20 protein-coding genes are annotated in these 22,021 nt (G+C 69.7%); 12 read left to right on the top strand and 8 right to left on the bottom strand.

Features of this window, described 5'->3' with window-relative positions; translation table 11 throughout:
- The 5 genes from QZW52_RS01680 to QZW52_RS01660 all read left to right on the top strand — a co-directional run.
- Window positions 1-787 (top strand): branched-chain amino acid ABC transporter permease (locus QZW52_RS01680; RefSeq protein ID WP_293994442.1); only part of this gene is annotated, 787 nt, incomplete at its 5' end.
- A 16-nt stretch (window positions 788-803) separates the two neighbouring features.
- Complete coding sequence (locus tag QZW52_RS01675; RefSeq protein WP_293994438.1) at window positions 804-2,735, top strand: branched-chain amino acid ABC transporter ATP-binding protein/permease; 1,932 nt, start codon at window positions 804-806, stop codon at window positions 2,733-2,735.
- A 30-nt stretch (window positions 2,736-2,765) separates the two neighbouring features.
- Window positions 2,766-3,488, top strand: a complete 723-nt coding sequence (locus tag QZW52_RS01670; protein WP_293994435.1) for an ABC transporter ATP-binding protein — start codon at window positions 2,766-2,768, stop codon at window positions 3,486-3,488.
- Window positions 3,489-3,619: 131 nt separating this feature from the next.
- Complete coding sequence (locus QZW52_RS01665; RefSeq protein ID WP_293994433.1) at window positions 3,620-5,320, top strand: DUF2235 domain-containing protein; 1,701 nt, start codon at window positions 3,620-3,622, stop codon at window positions 5,318-5,320.
- A 34-nt stretch (window positions 5,321-5,354) separates the two neighbouring features.
- On the top strand, window positions 5,355-7,058 hold the full coding sequence (locus QZW52_RS01660; RefSeq protein WP_293994431.1) for a glycoside hydrolase family 3 protein: 1,704 nt from the start codon (window positions 5,355-5,357) through the stop codon (window positions 7,056-7,058).
- 6 nt (window positions 7,059-7,064) lie between these two features.
- Here QZW52_RS01660 and QZW52_RS01655 read toward each other — a convergent pair whose 3' ends face one another.
- Genes QZW52_RS01655 through QZW52_RS01645 form a run of 3 tightly spaced genes read right to left on the bottom strand, consistent with a single transcriptional unit; the run spans window position 7,065 to window position 10,471 of the window.
- Window positions 7,065-8,378: a glycerate kinase type-2 family protein gene (locus tag QZW52_RS01655; RefSeq protein WP_293994429.1), complete on the bottom strand. Its 1,314-nt coding sequence runs from the start codon at window positions 8,376-8,378 to the stop codon at window positions 7,065-7,067.
- 25 nt (window positions 8,379-8,403) lie between these two features.
- Window positions 8,404-9,372, bottom strand: a complete 969-nt coding sequence (locus QZW52_RS01650; protein ID WP_293994427.1) for a tripartite tricarboxylate transporter substrate binding protein — start codon at window positions 9,370-9,372, stop codon at window positions 8,404-8,406.
- A gap of 31 nt (window positions 9,373-9,403) precedes the next feature.
- Entirely contained in the window at window positions 9,404-10,471 is a 1,068-nt protein-coding gene (locus QZW52_RS01645) for a tartrate dehydrogenase (protein WP_293994424.1), read from the bottom strand.
- A gap of 106 nt (window positions 10,472-10,577) precedes the next feature.
- Here QZW52_RS01645 and QZW52_RS01640 point away from each other — a divergent pair, with 106 nt between their 5' ends.
- Genes QZW52_RS01640 through QZW52_RS01625 form a run of 4 tightly spaced genes read left to right on the top strand, consistent with a single transcriptional unit; the run spans window position 10,578 to window position 13,261 of the window.
- The gene (locus QZW52_RS01640) at window positions 10,578-11,489 is read left to right on the top strand and encodes a LysR substrate-binding domain-containing protein (protein WP_293994422.1); all 912 of its coding nucleotides are present in this window, start codon (window positions 10,578-10,580) and stop codon (window positions 11,487-11,489) included.
- 10 nt (window positions 11,490-11,499) lie between these two features.
- The gene (locus tag QZW52_RS01635; RefSeq protein WP_293994420.1) at window positions 11,500-12,423 is read left to right on the top strand and encodes an alpha/beta fold hydrolase; all 924 of its coding nucleotides are present in this window, start codon (window positions 11,500-11,502) and stop codon (window positions 12,421-12,423) included.
- Window position 12,424: 1 nt separating this feature from the next.
- Window positions 12,425-12,931 carry a VOC family protein gene (locus QZW52_RS01630; RefSeq protein WP_293994417.1) on the top strand — a complete coding sequence of 169 codons (507 nt, stop codon included), beginning with the start codon at window positions 12,425-12,427 and terminating at the stop codon, window positions 12,929-12,931.
- A gap of 33 nt (window positions 12,932-12,964) precedes the next feature.
- Window positions 12,965-13,261, top strand: a complete 297-nt coding sequence (locus tag QZW52_RS01625) for a hypothetical protein (RefSeq protein WP_293994415.1) — start codon at window positions 12,965-12,967, stop codon at window positions 13,259-13,261.
- Between the two features lie 53 nt (window positions 13,262-13,314).
- Here QZW52_RS01625 and QZW52_RS01620 read toward each other — a convergent pair whose 3' ends face one another.
- The 4 genes from QZW52_RS01620 to QZW52_RS01605 form a co-directional block, all read right to left on the bottom strand.
- A complete protein-coding gene (locus QZW52_RS01620) occupies window positions 13,315-14,409 on the bottom strand; it encodes an ABC transporter substrate-binding protein (protein ID WP_434738252.1) in 1,095 nt (364 codons plus the stop codon).
- Window positions 14,410-14,480: 71 nt separating this feature from the next.
- Complete coding sequence (locus tag QZW52_RS01615; RefSeq protein WP_293994408.1) at window positions 14,481-15,539, bottom strand: ABC transporter permease; 1,059 nt, start codon at window positions 15,537-15,539, stop codon at window positions 14,481-14,483.
- Window positions 15,536-17,098, bottom strand: coding sequence for a sugar ABC transporter ATP-binding protein (locus tag QZW52_RS01610; protein WP_293994405.1), 1,563 nt, complete (start codon window positions 17,096-17,098; stop codon window positions 15,536-15,538). Before QZW52_RS01610 ends, QZW52_RS01615 begins: the two co-directional genes overlap by 4 nt.
- Window positions 17,095-18,030, bottom strand: a complete 936-nt coding sequence (locus tag QZW52_RS01605; protein ID WP_293994403.1) for an SMP-30/gluconolactonase/LRE family protein — start codon at window positions 18,028-18,030, stop codon at window positions 17,095-17,097. The genes QZW52_RS01610 and QZW52_RS01605 overlap by 4 nt, the downstream gene beginning before the upstream one ends.
- Before the next feature lie 179 nt (window positions 18,031-18,209).
- Between QZW52_RS01605 and QZW52_RS01600 the strand changes: the two genes are divergently transcribed.
- Complete coding sequence (locus tag QZW52_RS01600; protein WP_293994448.1) at window positions 18,210-19,220, top strand: LacI family DNA-binding transcriptional regulator; 1,011 nt, start codon at window positions 18,210-18,212, stop codon at window positions 19,218-19,220.
- Between the two features lie 18 nt (window positions 19,221-19,238).
- Here the strand turns inward: QZW52_RS01600 and QZW52_RS01595 are convergent, their stop codons facing one another.
- Window positions 19,239-20,288, bottom strand: a complete 1,050-nt coding sequence (locus QZW52_RS01595) for an L-idonate 5-dehydrogenase (protein WP_293994446.1) — start codon at window positions 20,286-20,288, stop codon at window positions 19,239-19,241.
- Window positions 20,289-20,421: 133 nt separating this feature from the next.
- Here QZW52_RS01595 and QZW52_RS01590 point away from each other — a divergent pair, with 133 nt between their 5' ends.
- Entirely contained in the window at window positions 20,422-21,183 is a 762-nt protein-coding gene (locus tag QZW52_RS01590; protein WP_293994400.1) for a glucose 1-dehydrogenase, read from the top strand.
- A gap of 49 nt (window positions 21,184-21,232) precedes the next feature.
- On the top strand, window positions 21,233-22,021 hold the full coding sequence (locus QZW52_RS01585; protein ID WP_293994397.1) for an SDR family oxidoreductase: 789 nt from the start codon (window positions 21,233-21,235) through the stop codon (window positions 22,019-22,021).

The following is a 22,021-nucleotide window of genomic DNA, read 5'->3' as shown; positions in this document are numbered from 1 at the left end:
CACCTCCGACACGCTGAACTTCGGCCAGGGCGACGCCCTGATGCTGGGGGCGCTGGTCGGGCTGTCGCTGGTGGGCTGGGGCGTCAACTACTGGCTGATGATCCCGCTGGTGTGCCTGTTCGGCGTGCTGCAGGGCGCGGTGGTGGAGCGCATCGGCGTGCGGCCTGCGATCAAGATGAAGTCCGAGTTCGGCTGGATCATGTCCACCATCGCGCTCGGCATCATCTTCAAGAACGTGGCCGAGAACGTCTGGGGCCGCGACGACCTGAAGTTCCCGTCGCCGTTGCCGGAAGCGCCGCTGCACTTCCTCGGCGCCAACGTGCTGCCGATGGAAATCCTGGTGGTGGTGGGGGCGCTGCTGATGATGCTGGCGGTGGAGCTGTTCAACCGCCGCTCCATCTACGGCAAGGCGGTCGTCGCCACCTTCAACGACCGCGACGCCGCCAAGCTGATGGGCATCAACACGGGGCTGGTGATCACGTTCTCGTATGCGCTGTCGTCGCTGACCGCCGCGTTCGCCGGCGTGCTGATCGCGCCGCTGACGCTGACCGGCGCCACGATGGGCTCGGTGCTCGGCCTGAAGGCGTTCGCGGTGGCCATCATCGGCGGGCTGACGAGCGGCATGGGCATCGTGGTCGGCGGCGTCATCCTCGGCGTGGCCGAGACGACCACCGGCTTCTATCTCTCCACCGGCTACAAGGATGTGCCCGGTCTGGTGCTGCTGCTGATCGTGCTGGCCGTCAAGCCCGCGGGTCTGTTCGGCAAGTCGGCGATCAAGAAGGTCTGAACGGATACCCGACAACATGAAGCCCCAACAACTCATCGCCGCGGCGGTCGCGGTGGCGGCGCTGGCCGCCTTCCCGGTCGTGGTCGGCAACCCGTACTACATCCACCTGGTCGAGACCATCATGATCTACGCGATCGTGCTGTTCGGCCTCGACATCGTCGTCGGCTACACGGGCCAAGTCTCGCTCGGCCACGCCGGCCTGTTCGGCATCGGCGCCTACACGGCCGGCGTGCTGGTGATCAAGCTCGGCGCCTCGCTGTGGCTCACGCTGCCGGCGGCCGTTGCGCTGACCGCCGGCTTCGGCGCGCTGCTGGCGCTGCCGGCGCTGCGCGTCAGCGGCCCCTATCTGGCGATGGTGACGCTGGCCTTCGGCACCATCGTCCAGATCCTCATCAACGAGATGACCTTCCTCACCGAAGGCCCGATGGGCATCACGCTGACCAAGCCCAGCCTGTTCGGCCACAAGCTGGACGAGACCGAGTATTACTGGGTCGTGGTGGTGATGCTGCTGGCCTCGCTGGTGTTCGTCCACCGCGTGCTGCGCTCCCACCTGGGCCGCGCGTTCGAGGCGCTGCGTGGCAGCCCGGTGGCGTCGGACTGCATGGGCGTGTCGGTCTACAAGTACAAGGTCTACGCCTTCGTGGTCAGCGCCGGATTGGCCGGGCTGGCCGGGGCGCTGTACGCCTACTCCGAGCAGTACATCTCGCCCAACACCTACAACAACGAGCAGACCGTGCTGTTCCTGCTGGCCATCATCATGGGTGGCCGCAAGACCCGCACCGGCGCGCTGCTGGGCGCCACCATCATCGTGATGCTGCCCAAGCTGCTGGATGACCTGGGCCTGTTCCGCATCGTCTCGGTGCTGCTGGCGGTGCTGGTGACGGCGGCGGTCGCGGTGGCGTACAAGCGCGGCAAGCTCACGCTGAAGGACGCGGTGATCCCTGTGGTGGGCAGCATCGCGCTGGCCGGGCTGTCGTTCGTGCTGCAGACCATGACCGACTGGCGGCTGTCGGTGTTCGGCCTGATCACGCTGTTCGTCGTGTACTACCTGCAGGACGGCATCGTCGGCTTCGTGCGCAATGCGCTGAACCTGCGTGGCCACGGTGCCACCGACGCCGACGAGGCCGCGCAGAGGGCTTCGACCAGCGACGCGCTCAGCCAAGCGGCCGGGCGTGGCGATGGCGGCACGCTGCTGGAAGCCAAGGGCATCCTGATGCAGTTCGGCGGCCTGAAGGCGCTGAACAACGTGGACCTGACCATCCGCCGCGGCACCATCCACGGCCTGATCGGCCCGAACGGCTCGGGCAAGAGCACGATGATGAACGTGCTCACCGGCATCTACGTGCCGACCGCCGGCAGTGTCAGTTTCGCCGGCACCGGGCAGGCGGGCCGCACCTCGTCCGACATCGCGCTGTCCGGCATCGCGCGGACCTTCCAGAACGTGCAGCTCTTCGGCGAGATGACCGCGCTGCAGAACGTGATGGTCGGTCTGCACCACACCTTCCACAGCACGCTGCCCGAGGTCGCGCTGCACCTGCCGCGTTACCTGCGCGAACACGGCGACGCCACGGCGCGGGCGATCGGCCTGCTGCGCTTCGTCGGTCTGTCCGATCTGGCCGGCGAGGAAGCGCGCAACCTGCCCTACGGCAAGCAGCGCCTGCTGGAAATCGCCCGTGCGCTGGCGCTGGACCCGCAACTGCTGCTGCTCGACGAACCCGCGGCCGGCCTGACCGCGCCCGACATCCAGGAGCTGCTGGCGATCATCCAGAAGATCCGCGAGCACGGCGTGACCGTGATCCTGATCGAGCACCACATGGACGTGGTGATGAGCCTGTGCGACACCGTCTCGGTGCTCGACTTCGGCCAGAAGATCGCCGAGGGCGTGCCCGCCGCCGTGCAGGCCGACGAAAAGGTCATCGAAGCCTACCTCGGCGGCCAGGCGGCCTGACCGGCACACAGCGGACGAACAGGATCTCCCATGTTGACCATCAAGAACCTCAGCGCCGGTTACGGCAAGGTCCAGGTGCTGCACGGCATCTCCATCGACGTCCCTCGGGGCAAGGTGGTGACGCTGATCGGCTCCAACGGCGCCGGCAAGACCACGACGATGCGCGCCGTCAGCGGCATGATCGCGCCCACGGGCGGCGAGATCACGCTCAATGGCGAGCGCATCGACGGCAAGGAGCCTTTCGACATCGCCCGGCGCGGCTTGGCACATTCACCGGAAGGCCGCCGTGTCTTCGCGACGATGACGGTGGCGGACAACCTGCTGCTCGGCGCCTTCCCGCGCATGACCGGCGCCCGGCCGCGTGGCGACGTGGCGCAAGATCTGGAGCGGGCGATGGAGCTGTTCCCGCGCCTGAAGGAGCGCCGCCAGCAGCTCGCCGGCACGCTCTCCGGTGGCGAGCAGCAGATGCTGGCGATGGCGCGGGCGGTGATGCTGAACCCCGATGTGGTGCTGCTCGACGAGCCGTCGATGGGGCTGGCGCCGATCCTCGTGGAAGAGGTCTTCCGCATCATCGCCCGGCTGAAGAGCGAGGGCGTGACGATGCTGCTGGTCGAGCAGTTCGCTGCCGCCGCGCTGGCGGTGGCCGACTATGGCTACGTGCTGGAGAACGGCCGGATCAACGTGCATGGCCCGGCGGAGAAGCTGCGCAACGATCCGGCGGTGAAGGCGGCGTACCTGGGCGGCGGGCACTGACGACCGCCGACCGCCGGAGCCGTCCTACCGCCAGAGGATGACACGGGCGCCCGAGTGCGTTAGCGTCGGGTACCGTTCCGATCCTGGCGAGGTGCGCGATGGTTCCCGACTCTTCCGATGCGACCGCGACCGTGGCAGCGACTGCCATTGCAGGGCGCAACCTGGTCGTCTGCTGCGACGGCACGGGCAACCTCTGGCAGCCCGGCACCAGCGACTCCAACGTGGTCCTCCTGTTCAAGGCGTTGCGACAGGACGACCCCGACCGCCAGATTGCCTACTACGATCCTGGCGTCGGCACCCCCGACGGCAGTGTCGGCACCAGCGCGTCGGGCCGGCTGTTCAGCCTGGACACGCTGAGCCGGGTGGGCGGGCTGGCCTGGGGCGATGGAGTGTGGGCGAACGTGGCGCAGGCGTATGGGTTCCTGTGCGAGCACTACCAGCCCGGAGACCGCCTCTTCCTGTTCGGTTTCTCGCGGGGCGCGTTCACGGTGCGGGCCGTGTCGGGGTTGATCGACGTGTTCGGCCTGCTGCGCCCGGACCATGTCCACATGCTGCCCACGCTGCTGCGCCTGTACCGCCATCCCGGCCCGGACCCCAGGCAGCTCAAGGCCAGCGCGGCCGAGTTCCGGGAGCGGTTCTGTCTGGCGGGTGTGCCGGTGCATTTCATCGGGGTGTGGGACACGGTCGAGACGGTCGGCATGGGGCAGGTGCTGGGCCTGGGCACGCGCAACCAGATGGGCCGCGAGGTCAAGGACAGCTACCGCCATGTGCGCCACGCCGTGGCACTCGACGAACTGCGCTGGACCTTCCTGCCCCGCCTGTACCAATCCCCCGTGGCTCCGCTGGGCGAGGGACGCTCGTTCCGGCAGGTCTGGTTCCGGGGTGGTCACTCCGACGTGGGCGGGGGCTACGCGCAGGCAGGGCTGTCCACCATCGCCCTGCAGTGGATGGCCGGGCAGGCGCACGATCTGGGGCTGTGGCTGGACCTGCCCATGCTCGCGCGGCTGCAGGGCGACCCCTGTGGAACCCTCCACAGCGAGGTGACGCTGTCCCCGCCGTGGGCGCTGGTGGGGGTGTTCCAGCGCAAGGTGGAGGTCCGACGGGACGCGGTCCACGCTTCGGTGCGGGCACGGGCGGCGGTGTGCGGGCCGCAGCGGGTGCCCCTGCCGCCCGACATGCCGGAGGAGCCACGCCATCCGCTCGAACACTGGACCATGCCGGCTGCCGCGCCAGCGCCAGCGGGACAGCCGGTGTTCCAGCGTCCACCGCGCTGGGTGTTGCCTGCGTGGCTGGTGTGCATGGCGCTGCTGGCCGGGTCGATCGGGAACCACTGGGGCGGGCAGGGCGTGTCGCTGGCCTGGGGGCAGCAGCTCGGTCTGCACCGCACCCATGGGTGGGATCTCGGGCAATCGCTGCTGGACTGGTCGAAAGGCGACTGGCAGGCGGTGGTCACGTTGCTGCGCATGGACCAGTTCTTCGTCGTGCTGTACACCGCCGCGCTGATGCTGACGGTGGCGCTGTGGCTGCAGGTGCCCGCGCGGTGCTATCCGCAGGAGGGCAACGGCAAGCGGCTGGCACGGGTGATGCTGCCGCTGGCCATCGCGGACCTGCTGGAAAACCAGTTCACGCTCTGGGCGCTGGCGCTGGTGACACCGCCGGATCCGACACCGGGGTGGTGGTCGCACAGCGTGCTGGTGGTGCTGGTGACCTGCCTGGAGACGCTCGTCTCGGCGGGCAAGTTCGCCTTGCTGGGTGCGTTGCTGGTCCTGCTGCTGCAGATGCTGCTGGCGTGGCGGCCCCCGCGTGCGGCGCCACGCCCGGTGCAGGGCTAAGCTTGTCGCCCCGCTCCCACTGCCGCGCCGATCCATGACCACCTCCGCCACGCTCGACTCGCTCCGCCTCGCCCCCTTTCACCTCGATGACACGGCCCTCGCCTGGGTCGCCGACAAGCTGCGCACGCTCACCACCGAGCAGAAGGTGCGCCAGCTCTTCAACGTCGCCGCCCACGGGGACAACGCCGACGCGGTCGCCGCGCTCGCTGATCACGCGGTCGGCGGCGTCACCCGCTTCGGCGGCACGGACCCTGACGCGAGCTGGCGCGCCACCCGCCGCCTGATCGAACGCCAGGCCGAACGCAGCGACATCCCCTTGCTCATCAGCGGCGACATCGAGGGCGGCGCGATCGGCCTGCCGTTCGGCACCGCGCTGCCCAACCAGCTCGGACTGGCGGCGACCGGCTCCACCGCGCTGGCCGAGGAGGCGGTCGCCGTGCTCGCCGCCGAGGCGCGGGCGATGGGGTACAACTGGACTTTCACGCCGGTCGTCGATCTCAACGCCACCTTCCGCAGTGCCATCGTCGCCACGCGCTCCTACGGGTCGGATGCGGACACGGTGCTCGCGCAGGCCCGCGTCAACGTCGCCACCTTCCAGCGCCACGGCATCGCCGCCACCGCCAAGCACTGGCCGGGCGAGGGCTTCGACGACCGCGACCAGCACCTCGTCACCACGGTCAACCCGCTGGACATGCCCGCGTGGCGCGAGCGTTTCGGGCGCATCTACCGCGGCCTGATCGACGACGGGCTGCTGACGGTGATGTCGGCGCACATCGCGCTGCCGGCCTATGCGCAGCAGCACGGCGCGAGCGGGCTGGAGCTGTACCGGCCGGCGTGCGTGTCGCGCTTCCTCAATGAAGACCTGCTGCGCGGCGAACTCGGCTTCAACGGCCTGATCGTGTCGGATGCGAGCGGCATGGCGGGGCTGTCGGCCTGGGCGGATCGGGCCGAGTGCATCCCCGAGGTGATCGCCAATGGCTGCGACGTGCTGCTGTTTCCCAGCCCGTTCGAGACCGATTTCGGGCATGTGATGCGGGCGCTGTCGGACGGGCGGTTGACCGAAGCGCGCATCGAGGAAGCCGTGACCCGCGTGCTCGGCCTGAAGGCGGCGCTGGGGCTGCACCGCAAGACGCTGGACGAGCTGCTGCCGTCGCTGGACACCGCCCGCGCCGTGGTCCGCCAGCCAGCGCACCTCGATGTGGAACGGCGTGTTGCCAGCGCCAGCGTGACGCTGGTGAAAGACGTGCGCGGGCTGCTGCCGCTCAGCGTCGAGCGCCACCGCCGCATCGTCGTCGTCACCGATCCGACGCGCGGCGGGTTCGCCGGACAAGCGCCGAAGGAACTCGAAGTCCCCGCGCTGCTGGCGGCGCAGGGCTTCGAGGTGCGCGCCTTCGATCCTGCACAGCCGCCGACGCCGGCCGACACCGACCTCGTGCTCTACCTGCTGGCGCAGGAGTCGCTGCTGGCGCAGTCGCACATCTACCTGGACTGGGCGCAGGTCCACGGCGACTGGCGGATGTCGATGCGCCGTTTCTGGCACGAGATCCCGTGTGCGCTGGTGTCGTTTGGCCAGCCGTACTACCTCTACGACGCGCCGCGGATGCCCTGTGTCGTCAACGCCTACACGGCGGCCTCGCCCGTGCAGCACGCGGTGGTGCGCAAGCTGCTGGGCGAAGAGGCGTTCACGGGGATCAGCCCGGTGGATGCGTTCTGCGGACAGCCGGACGCCGTGTACTGAAGCGAATCACGGACGGACGGTGATCAGGATTGCCCGGAAGTCGTTGACGTTCGTCAGCGTCGGCCCGGTCACCACCGAGTCGCCGATGGCTTGAAAGAATCCGTGGCCGTCGTGCCGGTCGAGGCAGGTGCGCGGGTTCAGCCCTGCCGCCCAGGCGCGGGCCAGCGTGTCGGGGTGCAGCACGGCGCCCGCGATCGGCTCCAGCCCGTCGATGCCGTCCGTGTCGGCGGCCAGCGCCCAGACGCCCGGCTCGCCGTTCAGCGCGACACCGAGCGACAGCAGGAACTCGACATTGCGCCCGCCCCGGCCCAGCTCGGCCGCCGCGGCGGCGTCCGTCGGCAGCGTCACCGTGCTTTCCCCTCCGCTGAGCAGCACGCACGGCGCGGCAAACGGGTGGCCGTGGCGGGCGGTCTGGCGAGCCAGTCCGGCCAGCGTCGTGCCCATGGCGCGGGCTTCGCCTTCGAGGTCATCGCCGAGCACCCAGGGCGTGATCCCGGCGGCGCGGGCGACTTCGGCCGCGGCGTCCAGCGAAGCCCGGGGTGCCGCGACGATGGTGCAGGTGTGGCCCGCGAGCCGCGCATCGCCGGGTTTCACCGACTCCGCCGCCCCGCTGCGCAGCCGCGCCATCACCGCGTCCGGCAGCGCGATCCGGTAACGCGCCAGCGTCGCCAGTGCGTCGGCGCAGGTGGTCGGATCGGCGACCGTCGGGCCGGAGGCGATGTCGATCGGGTCATCGCCCGGCACGTCGGAGATCAGCAGCGTGTGGACTGTCGCCGGGTGGCACAGCGCGGCGAGCCGGCCACCCTTGAGCGCCGACAGGTGGCGCCGCACCAGGTTCATCTCGCCGATGCCCGCGCCGCTGGCGAGCAGGGCGCGGTGGATGGCCTGCTTGTCGTCGAGCGTCAGCCCCTCGCCGGGCGCGACCAGCAGCGCCGAGCCACCACCCGAAATGAGCGCGACCACCACGTCGTCGGCCGACAAGCCGGTGACCCGTTCGCGCAGACGCTGCGCCGCGACCAGCCCGGCGTTGTCCGGCACTGGGTGCGAGGCTTCGACGATCTCGACGTATTCGCACGGGGCGCCGTGGCCGTAGCGCGTGATCACCAGCCCCTCGACCGCCACGCCCAGCCGCCGGTAATGCGCCTCGGCCACCTGCGCCATCTCCGCCGACGCTTTGCCGGCCCCGATCACGATCAGCCGCCCCTTGGTGGGCGCGGCGGGCAGGTGTGGCGGCAGGCAGCGGGCGGGTTGGGCGGCGGCGACGGCCGCGTCGAACATCGCCCGCAGCAGCGAGGAGGGGGAGGGGGTCAGCGTGTGCATCCCGCTATTTCACTCGATTACGGCGTCACTCGATGACGACCTTCGCGTCCTTCACCAGCTTGGCAAATTTCTCCACGTCGTCATGGATCTGCCTGCCCATCTGCTCGGCCGTATTGCCGATCGGCTCGGCCCCGATCTCGTCCATGCGCTTGCGGAAATCCGGCGACTGGATGATCTTGACGGCTTCGGCATTCAGCCGCGCCATGATGTCCTTCGGCGTCGCCACCGGGGCCAGCACGCCGAACCAGGTGCCGATGTCGAAGCCCTTCAGTCCCGCCTCGGCCAGCGTCGGCACGTCGGGCAGCGCGGACGAACGCTTGCCTGTCGTCACCGCCAGCGGCTTGAGCTTGCCGGACTTGATGTGCGGCAGCACGGGTGTGATGGTGTCGAAGGACATCGTGACCTGCCCGCCGATCAGGTCGGTCACCAGCGGGCCGCTGCCCTTGTAGGGGATGTGGGTGATCTCGATGCCGTTCATGTTCTCGAACTGCGTTCCGATCAGGTGCTGGGCGGTGCCGTTGCCGTTGGAGCCGTAGTTGAGCTGGTTCGGCTTGGCCTTGGCCTGCGCGACGAGGTCGGCGACGTTCTTGGCCGGGTTGTTCGCGTTGACCACGAGCACGTTGGGCACCAGCGCGACGATGGTGATCGGCGCGAAGTCCTTCTGCAGGTCGTAGGACACCTTCTTGAACACCGCCGGCGCGATGGTGTGGTGGATCGCGCCCATCAGCAGCGTGTAGCCGTCCGGCCTGGACTTGGCGACAAAGTCGGCGCCGAGCGTGGCGCCGGCACCGGGCTTGCTCTCGACGATGACGGTCTGGCCGAGCGCGGTGCCGAGCTTGTCGGCCAGGGCGCGGGCCAGCACGTCGGTGGTGCCACCTGCGGGGAAGGGCACGACCAGCGTGATCGGCTTGGCGGTGGGCCAGCTCTGGGCGCTGGCGGCGGTGGCGAAAGCGGCCAGCAGCAGGGCGGCGGTGGTCTGGGGAATGTTCTTCATGGCGTTGTCTCCTCGCACGGGGTGGGCTGGTTCAGCGTGCCAGCAGTTCGCAGACCGCCTGCGTCACCGCGGCGGTGGTGGCCTTGCCGCCCAGGTCGCCCGTGTGCAGCGCGGGGTTGGCGGTGACTTGCTCGATGGCCGACATCAGGCGCTGGGCGGCTTCGGGTTCGCCGAGGTGCTCCAGCAGCATCACGCAGCTCCAGAACGTCCCGACCGGGTTGGCCAGTCCCTTGCCCATGATGTCGAAGGCGGAGCCGTGGATCGGCTCGAACATCGACGGGTAGCGGCGCTCCGGGTCGATGTTGCCGGTCGGCGCGATCCCCAGGCTGCCCGCGAGCGCGGCGGCCAGGTCGCTCAGGATGTCGGCGTGCAGGTTGGTCGCGACGAGGGTGTCGAGCGTGGCGGGGCGGTTGACCATGCGCGCGGTGCAGGCGTCCACGATCTCCTTGTCCCACTTCACGTCGGGGAACTCCTGCGCGATCTGCACGGCGATCTCGTCCCACATCACCATCGCGTGGCGCTGCGCGTTGCTCTTGGTGACGACGGTCAGCAGCTTGCGCGGCCGGCTCTGCGCCAGCCTGAAGGCGAAGCGCATGATCCGCTCGACGCCGACGCGGGTCATCATCGTCACATCGGTGGCGGCCTCGATCGGGTGGCCTTGATGCACGCGGCCGCCGACGCCGGAGTATTCGCCTTCCGAGTTCTCGCGCACGATGACCCAGTTCAGGTCTTCGGACCGGCAACGCTTCAGCGGCGCGTCGATGCCGGGCAGGATGCGCGTCGGGCGCACGTTGGCGTACTGGTCGAAGCCCTGGCAGATCTTCAGGCGCAGGCCCCACAGCGTGATGTGGTCGGGGATCTGCGGATCGCCGGCCGAGCCGAACAGGATCGCGTCCTTGCCGCGCAGCGCGTCCAGCCCGTCGGCCGGCATCATCACGCCGTGCTGGCGGTAGTAGTCGCCGCCCCAGTCGAAGTCCTCGAAGTCGAAACGGAAGGTGTTGCCAGAGGTGGCCAGTGCCTGGAGCACCTGCTGGCCGGCGGGCACGACTTCCTTGCCGATGCCGTCGCCCGGGATGGTTGCGATCGAGTAGGTCTTCATGGGGTGTCCTGTGGTGTGGCTGCGGGAAAGCATTGCCGCACTGTAGGGACTGGAAACGTGACCTGCGGCGGGCTAAAGTGAAACCATCGTTCACCTGGATTCAACAATGCCCGACGCCATCCAGCCCGCTGACCTCGGCTTCTTCTCCACGCTGGCCGGCGCCGGCAGCCTGAGCGCGGCGGCCCGCGAGCTGGGCATCACCACGCCGGCCGTGAGCAAGCACCTCGCGCTGATGGAGTCGCGGCTCGGCGTGTCGCTGGTCAACCGCACGACGCGGCGCATGGGCCTGACCCCGGAGGGCGAGCGTTACCTCGAACACGCCCGGCGCATCCTCGACGAGATCGGCCACATGGAGGAGGAGCTGGGCGTTTCCCGCTCGACGCCCACCGGCCTGCTGCGCATCAACGCGACGCTGGGCTTTGGCCGCAGCCACATCGCGCCGCTGATCTCGCGTTTCCTGCGGCAATACCCGCAGGTGGAGGTGCAGCTTCAGCTCTCGGTCAACCCGCCGCCGCTGACCGACGACGCCTTCGATGTCTGCATCCGCTTCGGCGAGCCGCCCGACGCCCGCGTGATCGCGCAGCGGCTGGCCCCGAACCGGCGGCTGCTGTGCGCCGCACCCGCCTACCTCGCCCGCCACGGCACGCCCAAGGTGCCCCACGACCTGACGCAGCACAACTGCATCGGCATCCGCCAGGGTGAGGAAGCCTACGGGCTGTGGCGGCTGTCGAGCGGGCGGGGCGGGGCCGTGACCACCGAGGCGGTGAAGACCCGCGGCACGCTGACGACCAACGACGGCGAGATCGCGGTGAACTGGGCGCTGGACGGCCACGGCATCCTGATGCGCGCCGAGTGGGACATCGACCGCTTCCTGAAGGACGGGCGGCTGGTGCAGGTGCTGCCGCAGTGCTTCACGCCGGACGCCGATGTCTACGCGGTGTATCCGCAGCGGCACCGGCTGGCGGCGCGGGTGCGTGCGTTCGTGGACTTCGTGGCATTGTCCTTCTCCGCACCATGAAATGACCGGCATGCCTTCCACACCGCTCTTTCCGGGTTTCGCGACCCGGTCGCTGCCCACCGACGATGGCGTGCAGATCCATGCCTGCCTCGGCGGACAGGGCCCGGCCCTGCTGCTGCTCCACGGCCATCCGCAGACCCACGCGATCTGGCACCGCGTCGCGCCGACGCTGGCCACACATTTCACGCTGGTGATGGCCGACCTGCGTGGCTACGGCGCGTCGTCGAAGCCGCCGGGTGACGCCGACCACGCCAACTACAGCAAGCGCACGATGGCCCGCGACCTGCTGCGGCTGATGCAGGCGCTGGGCCACGACCGCTTCGACGTGCTCGCCCACGACCGGGGCGCACGGGTGGCGCACCGGCTGGGCATGGACCACCCCGAGGCGGTGCGGCGGCTGGTGCTGCTGGACATCGCGCCGACGCTGGCGATGTACGAACAGACCTCGGACACCTTCGCCCGCGCCTACTGGCACTGGTTCTTCCTGATCCAGCCCGCGCCGCTGCCCGAACGGCTGATCGAGGCCGATCCGGCGGCCTATCTGCGCGACGTGATGGGCCGGCGCAGCGCGGGGCTGGCGCCGTTCGATCCGCGTGCGCTGGCTGCCTACGAACACGGCCTGCGCCAGCCGGGCGCCGCCCACGGGCTGTGCGAGGACTACCGCGCCGCTGCCGGCATCGACCTTGACCACGACCGCGCCGACCGCGACGCTGGCCGCCGCTTGTCCATGCCGCTGCTGGCGCTGTGGGGAGAGGAAGGCGTGGTGCATCGCTGCTTCGAGCCGCTGCGCGAGTGGCAGCGCGTGGCCGACGACGTGCGCGGCGGCCCCTTGCCTTGCGGCCACTACATCGCCGAAGAAGCGCCGGAGGTCTTGCTGGCCCATGTGCTGCTGTTCCTTGGCAACCCTCTCCATTCCCTCACCACGGACCTCTGATATGGCCTCCAGCAACACCATTTTCCAGATCTGCGTCGTCGTCCATGACGTGCGCAAGGCCAATGCGAACTGGGCCAGGGTGCTCGGCTTGCCGGAGGCGGCCATCGAGGTCATCTTTCCCGACGGCATCCTCCACTACACGCACGGCCAACCCGCCGACTACGTGGACTGCCAAGTGGCGAAGTACCCCCTGGACGGCTTCGTGCTGGAGCTGATGCAGCCGGGTCCGGGGCCGAGTCCGTGGCGGTATTTCCTGGATCGCCGTGGTCCGGGGGTCTTCCACTTCTGTGTCCAGGTGGGGGACCGCAAGGTGTTCCAGCAGACGCTGGCAGACATCGGCGTCGGGCTGCCGTACCACGTCGGCTACTACCCGGGCGGCTCGTACAGCTATGCGGACACGTCCGACGCGCTGGGGCTGGAACTGAGCGTGAACCACCAGGCGGACCATGCGCAACTGATGCAGGCATTGCTGAGCGGGTCCGTCTTGCCCTTCGACGAATGGCGGTGAATGATGCCGGCCCTCTGCATTGAAGAAACTGCCATGACCGCCCCCATGCCACCCACCTCCTCGGGAACCTCCCCGGTGACCGCCTTCCGCTCCCAGGCCGACGCCCTCGTCGCGCAGATGTCGGTCGAGGAGCAAGCCCTGCTGCTGTCCGGCGATGGCTGGTGGCAGACGCACGGCATCGAGCGCCTCGGGCTGGCGCCGATGGTGGTCTCCGATGGTCCGCACGGCCTGCGCAAGGTGGTCGGCGCCGGGCTGGAGGACAGCGTGCCGGCGATCGTCGAGGGCTGGCTGGGCGGACAGGCCGGCAGGGCACGCTCGTGGTCGAGGTGACGCTGCGCAACAGCGGCGCGTGTGCCGGGCAGGAGTCTGATCCGCCCTGGCCGTTACTTCCCCCAGATCCGCTTGTACTGGTCCCGGTAGCCGTTGTCCGGATCGAACTCGTTCTTCGGCCCGCCGTCCTTGGCGACGTTCTCGGCCGTGACCAGATGCACCTTGGGCGAGTAGCCAGACCACGCCGCCTTGTTGAACGCCCGGTTCATCTCGTCCACGATCTGCCAGCCCTGCATGTTCAGCGGCTCGGGCACGGTGCCGGCCTGGAAGCGCTTGGTGCGGATGCGCTGGTAGGCGGCTTCCGAGCCGTCGCCGGCCGAGACCGCCTTCGGGTTGCCGTCGCCCTTCTTGCCGGCCGCTGTCAGCGACGGGCCCATGAAGTCGAAGTACAGGTCGTTGATCGCCAGCGAGTGGGTCCACTTGTCGCCGAAGCGTTGCAGCAGCGAGGTCGTGAGCTGCGGCATCCGGGTGGCGCTGTCGGCGATCGGGCTGTCCTCGAAGCTCAGCACCGTGCAGCCGCCGCACTTCTTGATGATGGCCTCCATCGCCCGCGCCTTGTAGACGGCGATCGCGTACTGCGAGTCCGTGAAGATCACGACGCCCGCCTTGCCGCCCGAATCGACCACCGCCCACGACGCCGCGATGTCCGCCACGTCGTCGGTCACGGTGGTGACGTTGGCGAACAGGCCCGCCTTCTCGTTCGGGCCGGGCTTGTCGCCGGCGTGCCAGCCGACCAGCGGGATGCCGGACTTGGAGGCGTTCTCGAACGCCACCTTCTGCTCGGTCGTGTCGAAACCGCCGACCACGATGCCGGCCGGCTTGAGCGCCAGCGCCTGGTTCAGCGCGGCGGTGCGCCCGCTGACCGAGCCTTGGCCGTCGATCACGCGGACGTTCCAGCCGATGGCCTTGCCCGCTTCCTCGACGCCCTTGGAGACGCCGACGATGCCGCCGTTCTTCATGTCGGCGGCGACGAAGACGAGGGTCTTGCTGGCAACGGCTTTCGGGCCGGTGGTGGGGCCGTCCCAGGTTTCCTTGGTCATCGTCGCCGTGGCGATCTTCTTCTTGGCGGCGTCGAGGAAGTCGTCGGCGTGGGCTGGCGCGGTGAGGCTGCTGCAGGCCAGCGCAACGAGGCCGAGGGCCAGGTGCATGCGGATCGGGGTCATCGTCGTCTCCTTCTGGGGTGGGTGGGAACGGTCAAACGGTCAAACGGGCCAAGCGATCAGGTGGCAAGCTGCCGCTCGGCGATGCGGCGCTTGATGGCGCGGTTGCGGCGCTGCTGCGCCCAGCCGGCGATGCCGATGGACACCAGCAGCGTCATGCCGTTGAACAGCGGCTCGACATAGAACGCGCCGCCGAACTGCTGGATGCCCGAGATGCCGATGGCCAGGATCGCGACCCCGACCAGCGTGCCCCAGACGTTGACGCGCCCCGGCCGGATCGTGGTCGAGCCGAGGAAGGCGCCGACGAGGGCGGGCAGCAGGAATTCGAGTCCGACGCTGGCCTGGCCGATCTGCAGCCGCGACGCCAGCAGCACGCCCGCAAACCCCGACAGCACGCCCGACGCGATGAACGCGCCCATCACATGCCGGCGCACCGAGAGGCCGTTGAGCTGCGCCGCCTTGGGGTTGGCGCCGATGACGTAGAGCGCGCGGCCCAGCGGCGTGAACTCGGTGACGAGCCACAGCGCGACGCTGACCACCAGCACGTAGAACGCCGCCACCGGCAGGCCGAGGAAACTGCCCCCGGCGATGGCCACGAAGCCGTCCGGCAGCTCGCCGACCACCTGCCGGCCGCCGCTGTGCCACATGGCCAGCGCGTAGATCACGGTGCCGGTGCCCAGCGTCGCGATGAAGGAATCGATCTGCACCCGCTCGACCAGCAAGCCGTTGAGCAGCCCGCACAGCGCCGCACACGCCAGCACCACCAGCACGGCCGCCGGCCAGGGCAGCCCCATGCGCGTCTGCAGGCTGATCGCCAGGATGTGCCACAGCACGATGCCGTAGCCCACGGTCAGGTCGATCTTGCCGGTGATCATCGGGATGGTCGCGGCCAGCGCCAGCAGCGCGATCACCGACTTGTCCGACAGGATGGCGCGCAGGTTGAACAGCGTCGGGAACGTGTCCGGCAGCAGCACCGAGAACAGCAGCGCCAGCAGCCCCGTCAGCCCCACCAGCCCGTAGACCGGAATCGCCCGGCCGATCCGCTGCGCCAGCGTCGGGGCTGGGCCGTCCAGCGACGGATCGGGTTCCAGCGCCGTGGATTGGATCGAACTGCTCATGCGGCGATGTCCTCGGCGGGTGTCGAATCGGATGGGGCGGCGGCGGCGGCGCCGGCGGCGGTGGACAGCAGCCGGGCGACGGTGATCTCCGCGCCGCGCAGCTCGGCGGCGATCAGGCCGTCACGGAAGACGAGCACGCGGTTGCACACGGTGGCCACTTCCTCGAAGTCAGTGGACACGACCAGCAGCGCGCCGCCGGCCTCGGCCTTCTGCTTCAGCAGCGCGTAGATCTGGCGCTTGGCCCCCACGTCCACGCCGGCGGTCGGCTCTTCGAGCAGCGTCAGCGGCTTGTCGAGGTGGAACCAGCGCGCCAGCACCACCTTCTGCTGGTTGCCGCCGGAGAGCTGCTGCACCTCGACGTCGGGTGCGGGCGGGTTGATGTCGAAGCGATCGATCAACTGCTGTGCGCGGTCGCGTTCCTGGCGGCGGCGCTGCAGCGAGAAACCGCCGTCGCCCAGCAAGGCCGGGTGCGGGAAGAGGTTCTCCAGCACCGACATCGACGGCGCCAGACTCTCCTCCAGCCGTTCGCTGGCGACACAGGCCACGCCCGCCTGGATCGCCTCGGCCGGGCTGTTCAGCCGCACGGTGCGTCCCAGCAGGCGCATCGTGCCCGCCGACAGCGGCTCGCGGCCGAAGACGGCGCGGCTGATGGCTTCCTGCCCGGCGCCGCGCAGGCCGACAAGGCCGACCACCTCGCCGCCGTGGACCCGCAGGCTCACCGGCCCGGCGTTGCCGCTGGCCGCGCCGTCCAGCGCCAGCACCGGCTCGCCCTGGGCCGCAGCCTCGGGCGTCCGTGCCTTCGGGACCGACGCCGACAGCGTCTTGCCGACGATCAGGTTCACCAGCGTGTGCTCGGAGGTCTGCGCCGTCACCTCGGTGGCGACCAGCTTGCCGTCGCGCATCACGGCGGCGCGGTCGGACAGCGCCATCACCTCGTCGAGCCGGTGCGACACGTAGACCATCGCCACGCCCTGCGCCCGCAGCCCGCGCAGCACGCCGAACAGCCGCTCCACATCGGCCATCGGCAGGCTGGCGGACGGTTCATCGAGCACCAGCAGCTTGGCCTGCACTTCGAGCGCCCGCCCGATCGCCAGCAGCGACTTCTCGGCCCGCGTCAGCGAGAACACCCGCCGGTCGGGCGCGATGTCGCAGCCCACCCGCGCCATCACGCGCCGCGCCACCACGTCCGCCGCCCGCCAGTCGATCAGCCCGAAGCGGCGCGGATACCCCATGCCGATGGCGACGTTCTCCGCCACCGTCATCCACTCGACCAGCCCCAGGTCCTGGTGGATGAAGGCGACCGGCTGGCGCAGGCGGTCGCGGCTGCGCCACTGCGCCTGCGGGCGGCCTTCGACGAAGATCTCGCCGCTGTCGGCGGGGTAGATGCCGGCCAGCAGCTTGATCAGCGTGGACTTGCCCGCGCCGTTCTCGCCCAGCAGCGCGAGGATCTCGCCGCCGAACACGTCCAGACTGACCCGGTCCACCGCCTGCGTGCCGCCGAAACGCTTGCTGACCGCCTCGAAGCGCAGCAGCGGCGGGCGGCCCGGCGCGGTGGTCATGCGGTGGCGCCCCGGGTGTTCAGGCGGATGCGGTAGAGCGAGGTGCTGGCGCAGATGAACAGCTCGTCGCCCGCCGCGCCGCCGAAGCAGACGTTGCCGACCTTCTCCGGCACCGGGATCACGGCCAGCCGCGTGCCGTCCGGGTGGTAGACCTGCACGCTGTCGCCGCTGCTGGTGTAGAGCAGGCCGTCCACGTCGAGCCGGAAGCCGTCGGCCAGCCCCGGCGTGACCACGGCGAAGATCCGGGGGTTGGCCAGATCCTGACCGCCGACCACGTCGAAGGCGACGATGTGGTGGTTGCCGCCGCCATCGCTGCGCACGGCGGCCGAGGTGTCGGAGACGTAGAGCACCGACTCGTCCGGCGAGAAGGCCAGGCCGTTCGGGTGTTCGAGGAAGTCGCTGACGATGCGCAGCGAGCCGTCACGCGGGTCGAAGCGGAAGACGTAACAGTGCCCCAGTTCGCTCTCGGCCTGGTGCCCCTCGTGGTTGGAGAGGATGCCGTAGGGCGGGTCGGTGAACCAGAGGGTGCCATCGCGCTTGACCACGATGTCGTTGGGCGAGTTCAGGCGCCGGCCCTGGTAGCGATCGACCAGCACCTCGTCGTGCAGCCCCTGCGCGTCCGGGCCGAGCCGGGTGCGGACGATGGCGCGCTGGCCGTGCGAGCAGTGGAGCAGGGCGCCGTCCAGGTCGCGCACGTGGCCGTTGGTGAACTCCACCGCGTCGCGCCAGACGCTCATGCCGCGTTCGGCGTGCCAGCACAGCATCCGGTTGTTCGGGATGTCGCTCCACAGCAGCACGCCCGCCTCGCCGATCCACACCGGCCCTTCGCTCCAGACCGCGCCGCCGCACAGCCGCTCCAGCCCGCCAGCACCAGCGGCCACCGCCGAAAAACGGGGATCGAGGACTTGGATGTGGAGGGGCAAAGGCGACATCGGACAGCTTTCCAAGGAGGAACGGCACGATTGTGCGACTGCACCAGTTACCGGTAACTGGTGTTTTCCCGTGTGCGAAAGTTCTCGTTGGTCTCGGTACCTAGAATGGCGAAATGACCAAGCCTGCGACTGAAAACGCGAACGTGACCCGCGCCGACACGCAGCGCGCCCCCGTGACGATGGCCGACGTGGCGGCGCGTGTCGGGGTGTCGAAGATGACGGTCTCGCGTGCGCTCAAGACGAGCGAGAGCCGCAGCGGCGGCACGTCCGAGGCCCTGCGCCAGCGCATCCTGGCCACCTGCGAGGCGATGGGCTACGTGCTCGACAAGACGGCGCGCACCTTCTCCAGCAAACGCTCGGGCTTCATCGCGGCGCTGATCCCGTCGCTGAACAACTCCAACTTCTCCGAGACCGCGCACGGACTGGCGGCGGCGGTCGAAGGCGCCGGCTTGCAACTGCTGCTCGGCGACACCGACTACCGGCTCGACAGCGAAGAGCGGCTGGTGCGCGAGATGCTGGCGCGCCGGCCCGAGGGCGTCGTGCTGACGGGCGGCTCCCACACGCCACAGGCCCGCGCGATGCTGCTGGCGAGCGGCATTCCCGTGGTCGAGACCTGGGATCTGCCTGCAGAGCCGATTGGCCACACGGTCGGTTTCTCGAACGCCGAGGCGACGGCCGCACTGGTTCGCCACCTGCACGCCAGTGGCTACCGCAGCATCGCCTTTCTCGGCGGGGTGTCCGACCGCGACACCCGCGGCGCCGACCGCCGGCGTGGCTACACCGAGGCGGTCCAGGCACTCGGCCTGCCGTCGGGGCGGGTGATGGCCTTCGGGCAGCCGCCCGTGTCGATGGCGCAGGGCGCGCAGGCGGTGGCGCAGCTCGTCCAGCAGTGGCCGGACGTGGACGCAGCGGTGTGCGTGTCGGACCTGTGCGCGTTCGGCGCCCTGGCCGAGTGCCAGCGGCGCGGCTGGGACGTGCCGGGGCGCATCGCCATCGCGGGCTTCGGCGACTTCGAGGTCAGCCAGAACTGCCACCCGCGCATCACGACCGTGGCGATCGACTGCGCGGGCATGGGGCGTGCGGCCGGGGAGTTGCTGCTGCGTGCGATCGAGGCCGGGCGGGCGGGGCAGGTCTTGCTGGCCGAGACGGTGACCGTGCCCTTCCACGTCGTGGCGCGGGAGAGCACCTGAGCGGCGTGAACGTCTCGGCTACGCGTCGAAGTCGATCAGCACCTTCATCGCCCGCCGCCGATCCCCCGCCAGCTCGAACGCCTCCCGCGCCTGTTCCAGCGGGAAGGTCCGCGTCACCATCGGCCGCAGGTCCACCCGCTCCTCGTTGATCAGCCGCACCGCCAGCGCGAACTCGGCGTGGAAGCGGAACGACCCGCACAGGCTCAGCTCCTTGGCGACGATCAGGTTCTGCGGGATGTTCACGTCCCCGCCCAGCCCGAGCTGCACCACCACGCCCCGCGGGCGCATCACGTCCAGCCCCGCCCGCAGCGCACGCTCGTTGCCCGAGCACTCGATCATCACGTCGAAGGTGCCCTTGTCGGCGCTGTAACGTGACACCCAGTCGGACTCGCTGGCGACATTGACCGTGCGGTCGGCGCCCATCGCCTTGGCGACCGCCAGCGTCTCGTCGGTCACGTCCACCGCGACGATCTCGGCCGCGCCATGCACCCGGGCCGCGGCAATCGCCAGACAGCCGATCGGCCCGCAGCCCGACACCAGCACCCGCTTGCCCAGCAGCGACCCGGCCCGCGACACCGCGTGCAGCCCGACCGAGAACGGTTCGGCCAGCGCCGCGAGCGTCAAAGGCACCCCCGGCGCCACCGTCTCGCACTGCACCGCGTTGCACACCAGCAGTTGGCGGAAGGCGCCCTCGACGTGCGGATCGCGCATCGCGCTGCCGTAGAAGCGCATCTCCAGGCACTGGTTCGGCAGTCCCTCCAGGCAGAATTTGCACGCCCCGCACGGCCGGCTCGGATTCACTGCCACCCGGTCGCCGACCTGCACCCGCGTCACGTCTGGCGCCACCGCGACGACCGTGCCGGCGACCTCGTGGCCCAGAACCATCGGCCGCTTGATGCGCACCGTGCCGAAGCCGCCGTGGTGGAAATAATGCAGGTCCGAGCCGCAGATGCCGCCCATGCCGACCTGCACCGTCACCTGCCCGGCGGCCATCTTGCCCGCGTCCTGCTCCTCGACGCGCAGGTCGTCCGGCGCATGGATCAGCAGGCAGCGGCAGCGCAGGCGCAGCGGCCGGCCGGTCGTGGTGTCGTCAAGCATCCGGGTCTCCTGGGGTGTGCGGGGCACTATAGCGACGCGGCTCGGGCCGACAAGACGGGTTTCGCAGGTTGACGTTTTCGGGCATTGACGTTACTTTCATATGATGAATAGATTCGACCTGACGGGCCGCACTGCCCTCATCACTGGCTCCAGCAAGGGCATCGGCTTGGCGCTGGCGTGTGCGCTGGCGTCCGCGGGCGCCCGCGTGGTGCTCAATGCCCGCGACGCTGACCGGCTGGAGACCACCCGCGCTGCGCTGGCTGGGCAAGGGATCGACGTGGCCGCCTACGCCTTCGACGTGACGGACGCCGACGCGGTGCAGGCCGGCGTGGCGCGCATCGAGGCGGAGGTCGGCCCCATCGACATCCTCGTCAACAACGCCGGCATGCAGCACCGGGCGCCGTTCGCCGAGTTCCCGCTCGACGCCTGGCACCGCATCACCACCACCAACATCGACAGCGTCTTCCTCGTCGGGCAGGCGGTGGCGCGCTGCATGATCCCGCGGGGTCGGGGCAAGATCATCAACGTCTGCTCCGTGCAGAGCGAACTCGGCCGCCCCGGCATCGCGCCCTACACCGCCACCAAGGGCGCGGTGAAGATGCTCACGAAGGGCATGGCGATCGACCTCGGCAAGCACGGCATCCAGGTCAACGGCCTCGGCCCCGGCTACTTCAAGACCGAACTCACCAGCGCGCTGGTCGCCGATGCCACCTTCACCGCCTGGCTGACCGCGCACACGCCCTCGGGCCGCTGGGGCGACGTGGATGAACTGGGCGGCGCGGCGATCTTCCTGGCGTCGGATGCGTCCAGCTTCGTGAACGGGCACATCCTGTACGTGGATGGCGGCATCACGGCGAGTCTGTGAGCATCCCATCGCATACCGAATTCCCCTCCTTGAACATCGGACAACAGGCATGAGCGCAACAACGATTTCCCCCTCCCGGATCGCATTGGTCACGGGCGCCGGCAGCGGCATCGGCCGCGCCACCACGCTGACCCTGCTGCGCGCCGGCTGGTCCGTCGTGCTGTCCGGCCGCCGCGTCGAGCGTCTGAACGGCGTCATCGCCGAGGCACAGGCCGCGCAGCCCGACGACGACCTGGCCGCCCGCACGCTCGCCGTCGCCACCGACGTGACCGACGAAGCCTCGGTGGTCGCGCTGTTCGATGCGATCCGGACGCGTTTCGGTCGCCTGGACATGCTGTTCAACAACGCCGGCCTGTTCACCCCCGCCGCCTCGGTCGAGGACGTGACGCTGGAGAACTGGAACCTCTCCGTCAACACCAACCTGACGGGTGCCTTCCTCTGCACCCGCGAGGCGTTCCGGCTGATGAAGGCGCAGTCGCCGCAGGGCGGGCGGATCATCAACAACGGCTCGATCTCGGCCCACGTTCCGCGCCCGTGGGCGATCGGCTACACGGCCACCAAGCATGCCATCACCGGGCTGACCAAGGCGGCGTCGCTGGACGGTCGCCGCTGGAACATCGCGGTCGGCCAGATCGACATCGGCAACGCCGCCTCCGACATGACGGCCAAGATGCGCGCCGGCACGCTGCAGGCCGATGGCGAGATGCGCACGGAGCCGGTGATGGACGTGCAGCACGCGGCAGATGCGGTGCTGCACATGGCGAACCTGCCGCTGTCGGCCAATGTGCTGACGATGACGGTGATGGCGACGGCGATGCCCTTCGTCGGGCGAGGGTGA

It is taken from the genome of Sphaerotilus sp., assembly GCF_013299175.1.
Lineage (GTDB): Bacteria > Pseudomonadota > Gammaproteobacteria > Burkholderiales > Burkholderiaceae_C > Sphaerotilus.
This window is presented reverse-complemented; position numbering and strand designations above follow the sequence as displayed.

Excerpts from the sequence above, each read along its gene's own strand:
- QZW52_RS01610 (WP_293994405.1), bottom strand. The coding sequence starts at position 17,098 with ATGACCACCGCGCCGGGCCGCCCGCCGCTGCTGCGCTTCGAGGCGGTC.
- QZW52_RS01630 (WP_293994417.1), top strand. The coding sequence starts at position 12,425 with ATGGCCTCCAGCAACACCATTTTCCAGATCTGCGTCGTCGTCCATGAC.
- QZW52_RS01675 (WP_293994438.1), top strand. The coding sequence starts at position 804 with ATGAAGCCCCAACAACTCATCGCCGCGGCGGTCGCGGTGGCGGCGCTG.
- QZW52_RS01640 (WP_293994422.1), top strand. The coding sequence starts at position 10,578 with ATGCCCGACGCCATCCAGCCCGCTGACCTCGGCTTCTTCTCCACGCTG.
- QZW52_RS01655 (WP_293994429.1), bottom strand. The coding sequence starts at position 8,378 with ATGCACACGCTGACCCCCTCCCCCTCCTCGCTGCTGCGGGCGATGTTC.
- QZW52_RS01605 (WP_293994403.1), bottom strand. The coding sequence starts at position 18,030 with ATGTCGCCTTTGCCCCTCCACATCCAAGTCCTCGATCCCCGTTTTTCG.
- QZW52_RS01590 (WP_293994400.1), top strand. The coding sequence starts at position 20,422 with ATGAATAGATTCGACCTGACGGGCCGCACTGCCCTCATCACTGGCTCC.
- QZW52_RS01645 (WP_293994424.1), bottom strand. The coding sequence starts at position 10,471 with ATGAAGACCTACTCGATCGCAACCATCCCGGGCGACGGCATCGGCAAG.
- QZW52_RS01670 (WP_293994435.1), top strand. The coding sequence starts at position 2,766 with ATGTTGACCATCAAGAACCTCAGCGCCGGTTACGGCAAGGTCCAGGTG.
- QZW52_RS01585 (WP_293994397.1), top strand. The coding sequence starts at position 21,233 with ATGAGCGCAACAACGATTTCCCCCTCCCGGATCGCATTGGTCACGGGC.
- QZW52_RS01650 (WP_293994427.1), bottom strand. The coding sequence starts at position 9,372 with ATGAAGAACATTCCCCAGACCACCGCCGCCCTGCTGCTGGCCGCTTTC.
- QZW52_RS01600 (WP_293994448.1), top strand. The coding sequence starts at position 18,210 with ATGGCCGACGTGGCGGCGCGTGTCGGGGTGTCGAAGATGACGGTCTCG.
- QZW52_RS01660 (WP_293994431.1), top strand. The coding sequence starts at position 5,355 with ATGACCACCTCCGCCACGCTCGACTCGCTCCGCCTCGCCCCCTTTCAC.
- QZW52_RS01625 (WP_293994415.1), top strand. The coding sequence starts at position 12,965 with ATGACCGCCCCCATGCCACCCACCTCCTCGGGAACCTCCCCGGTGACC.
- QZW52_RS01615 (WP_293994408.1), bottom strand. The coding sequence starts at position 15,539 with ATGAGCAGTTCGATCCAATCCACGGCGCTGGAACCCGATCCGTCGCTG.
- QZW52_RS01635 (WP_293994420.1), top strand. The coding sequence starts at position 11,500 with ATGCCTTCCACACCGCTCTTTCCGGGTTTCGCGACCCGGTCGCTGCCC.
- QZW52_RS01620 (WP_434738252.1), bottom strand. The coding sequence starts at position 14,409 with ATGCACCTGGCCCTCGGCCTCGTTGCGCTGGCCTGCAGCAGCCTCACC.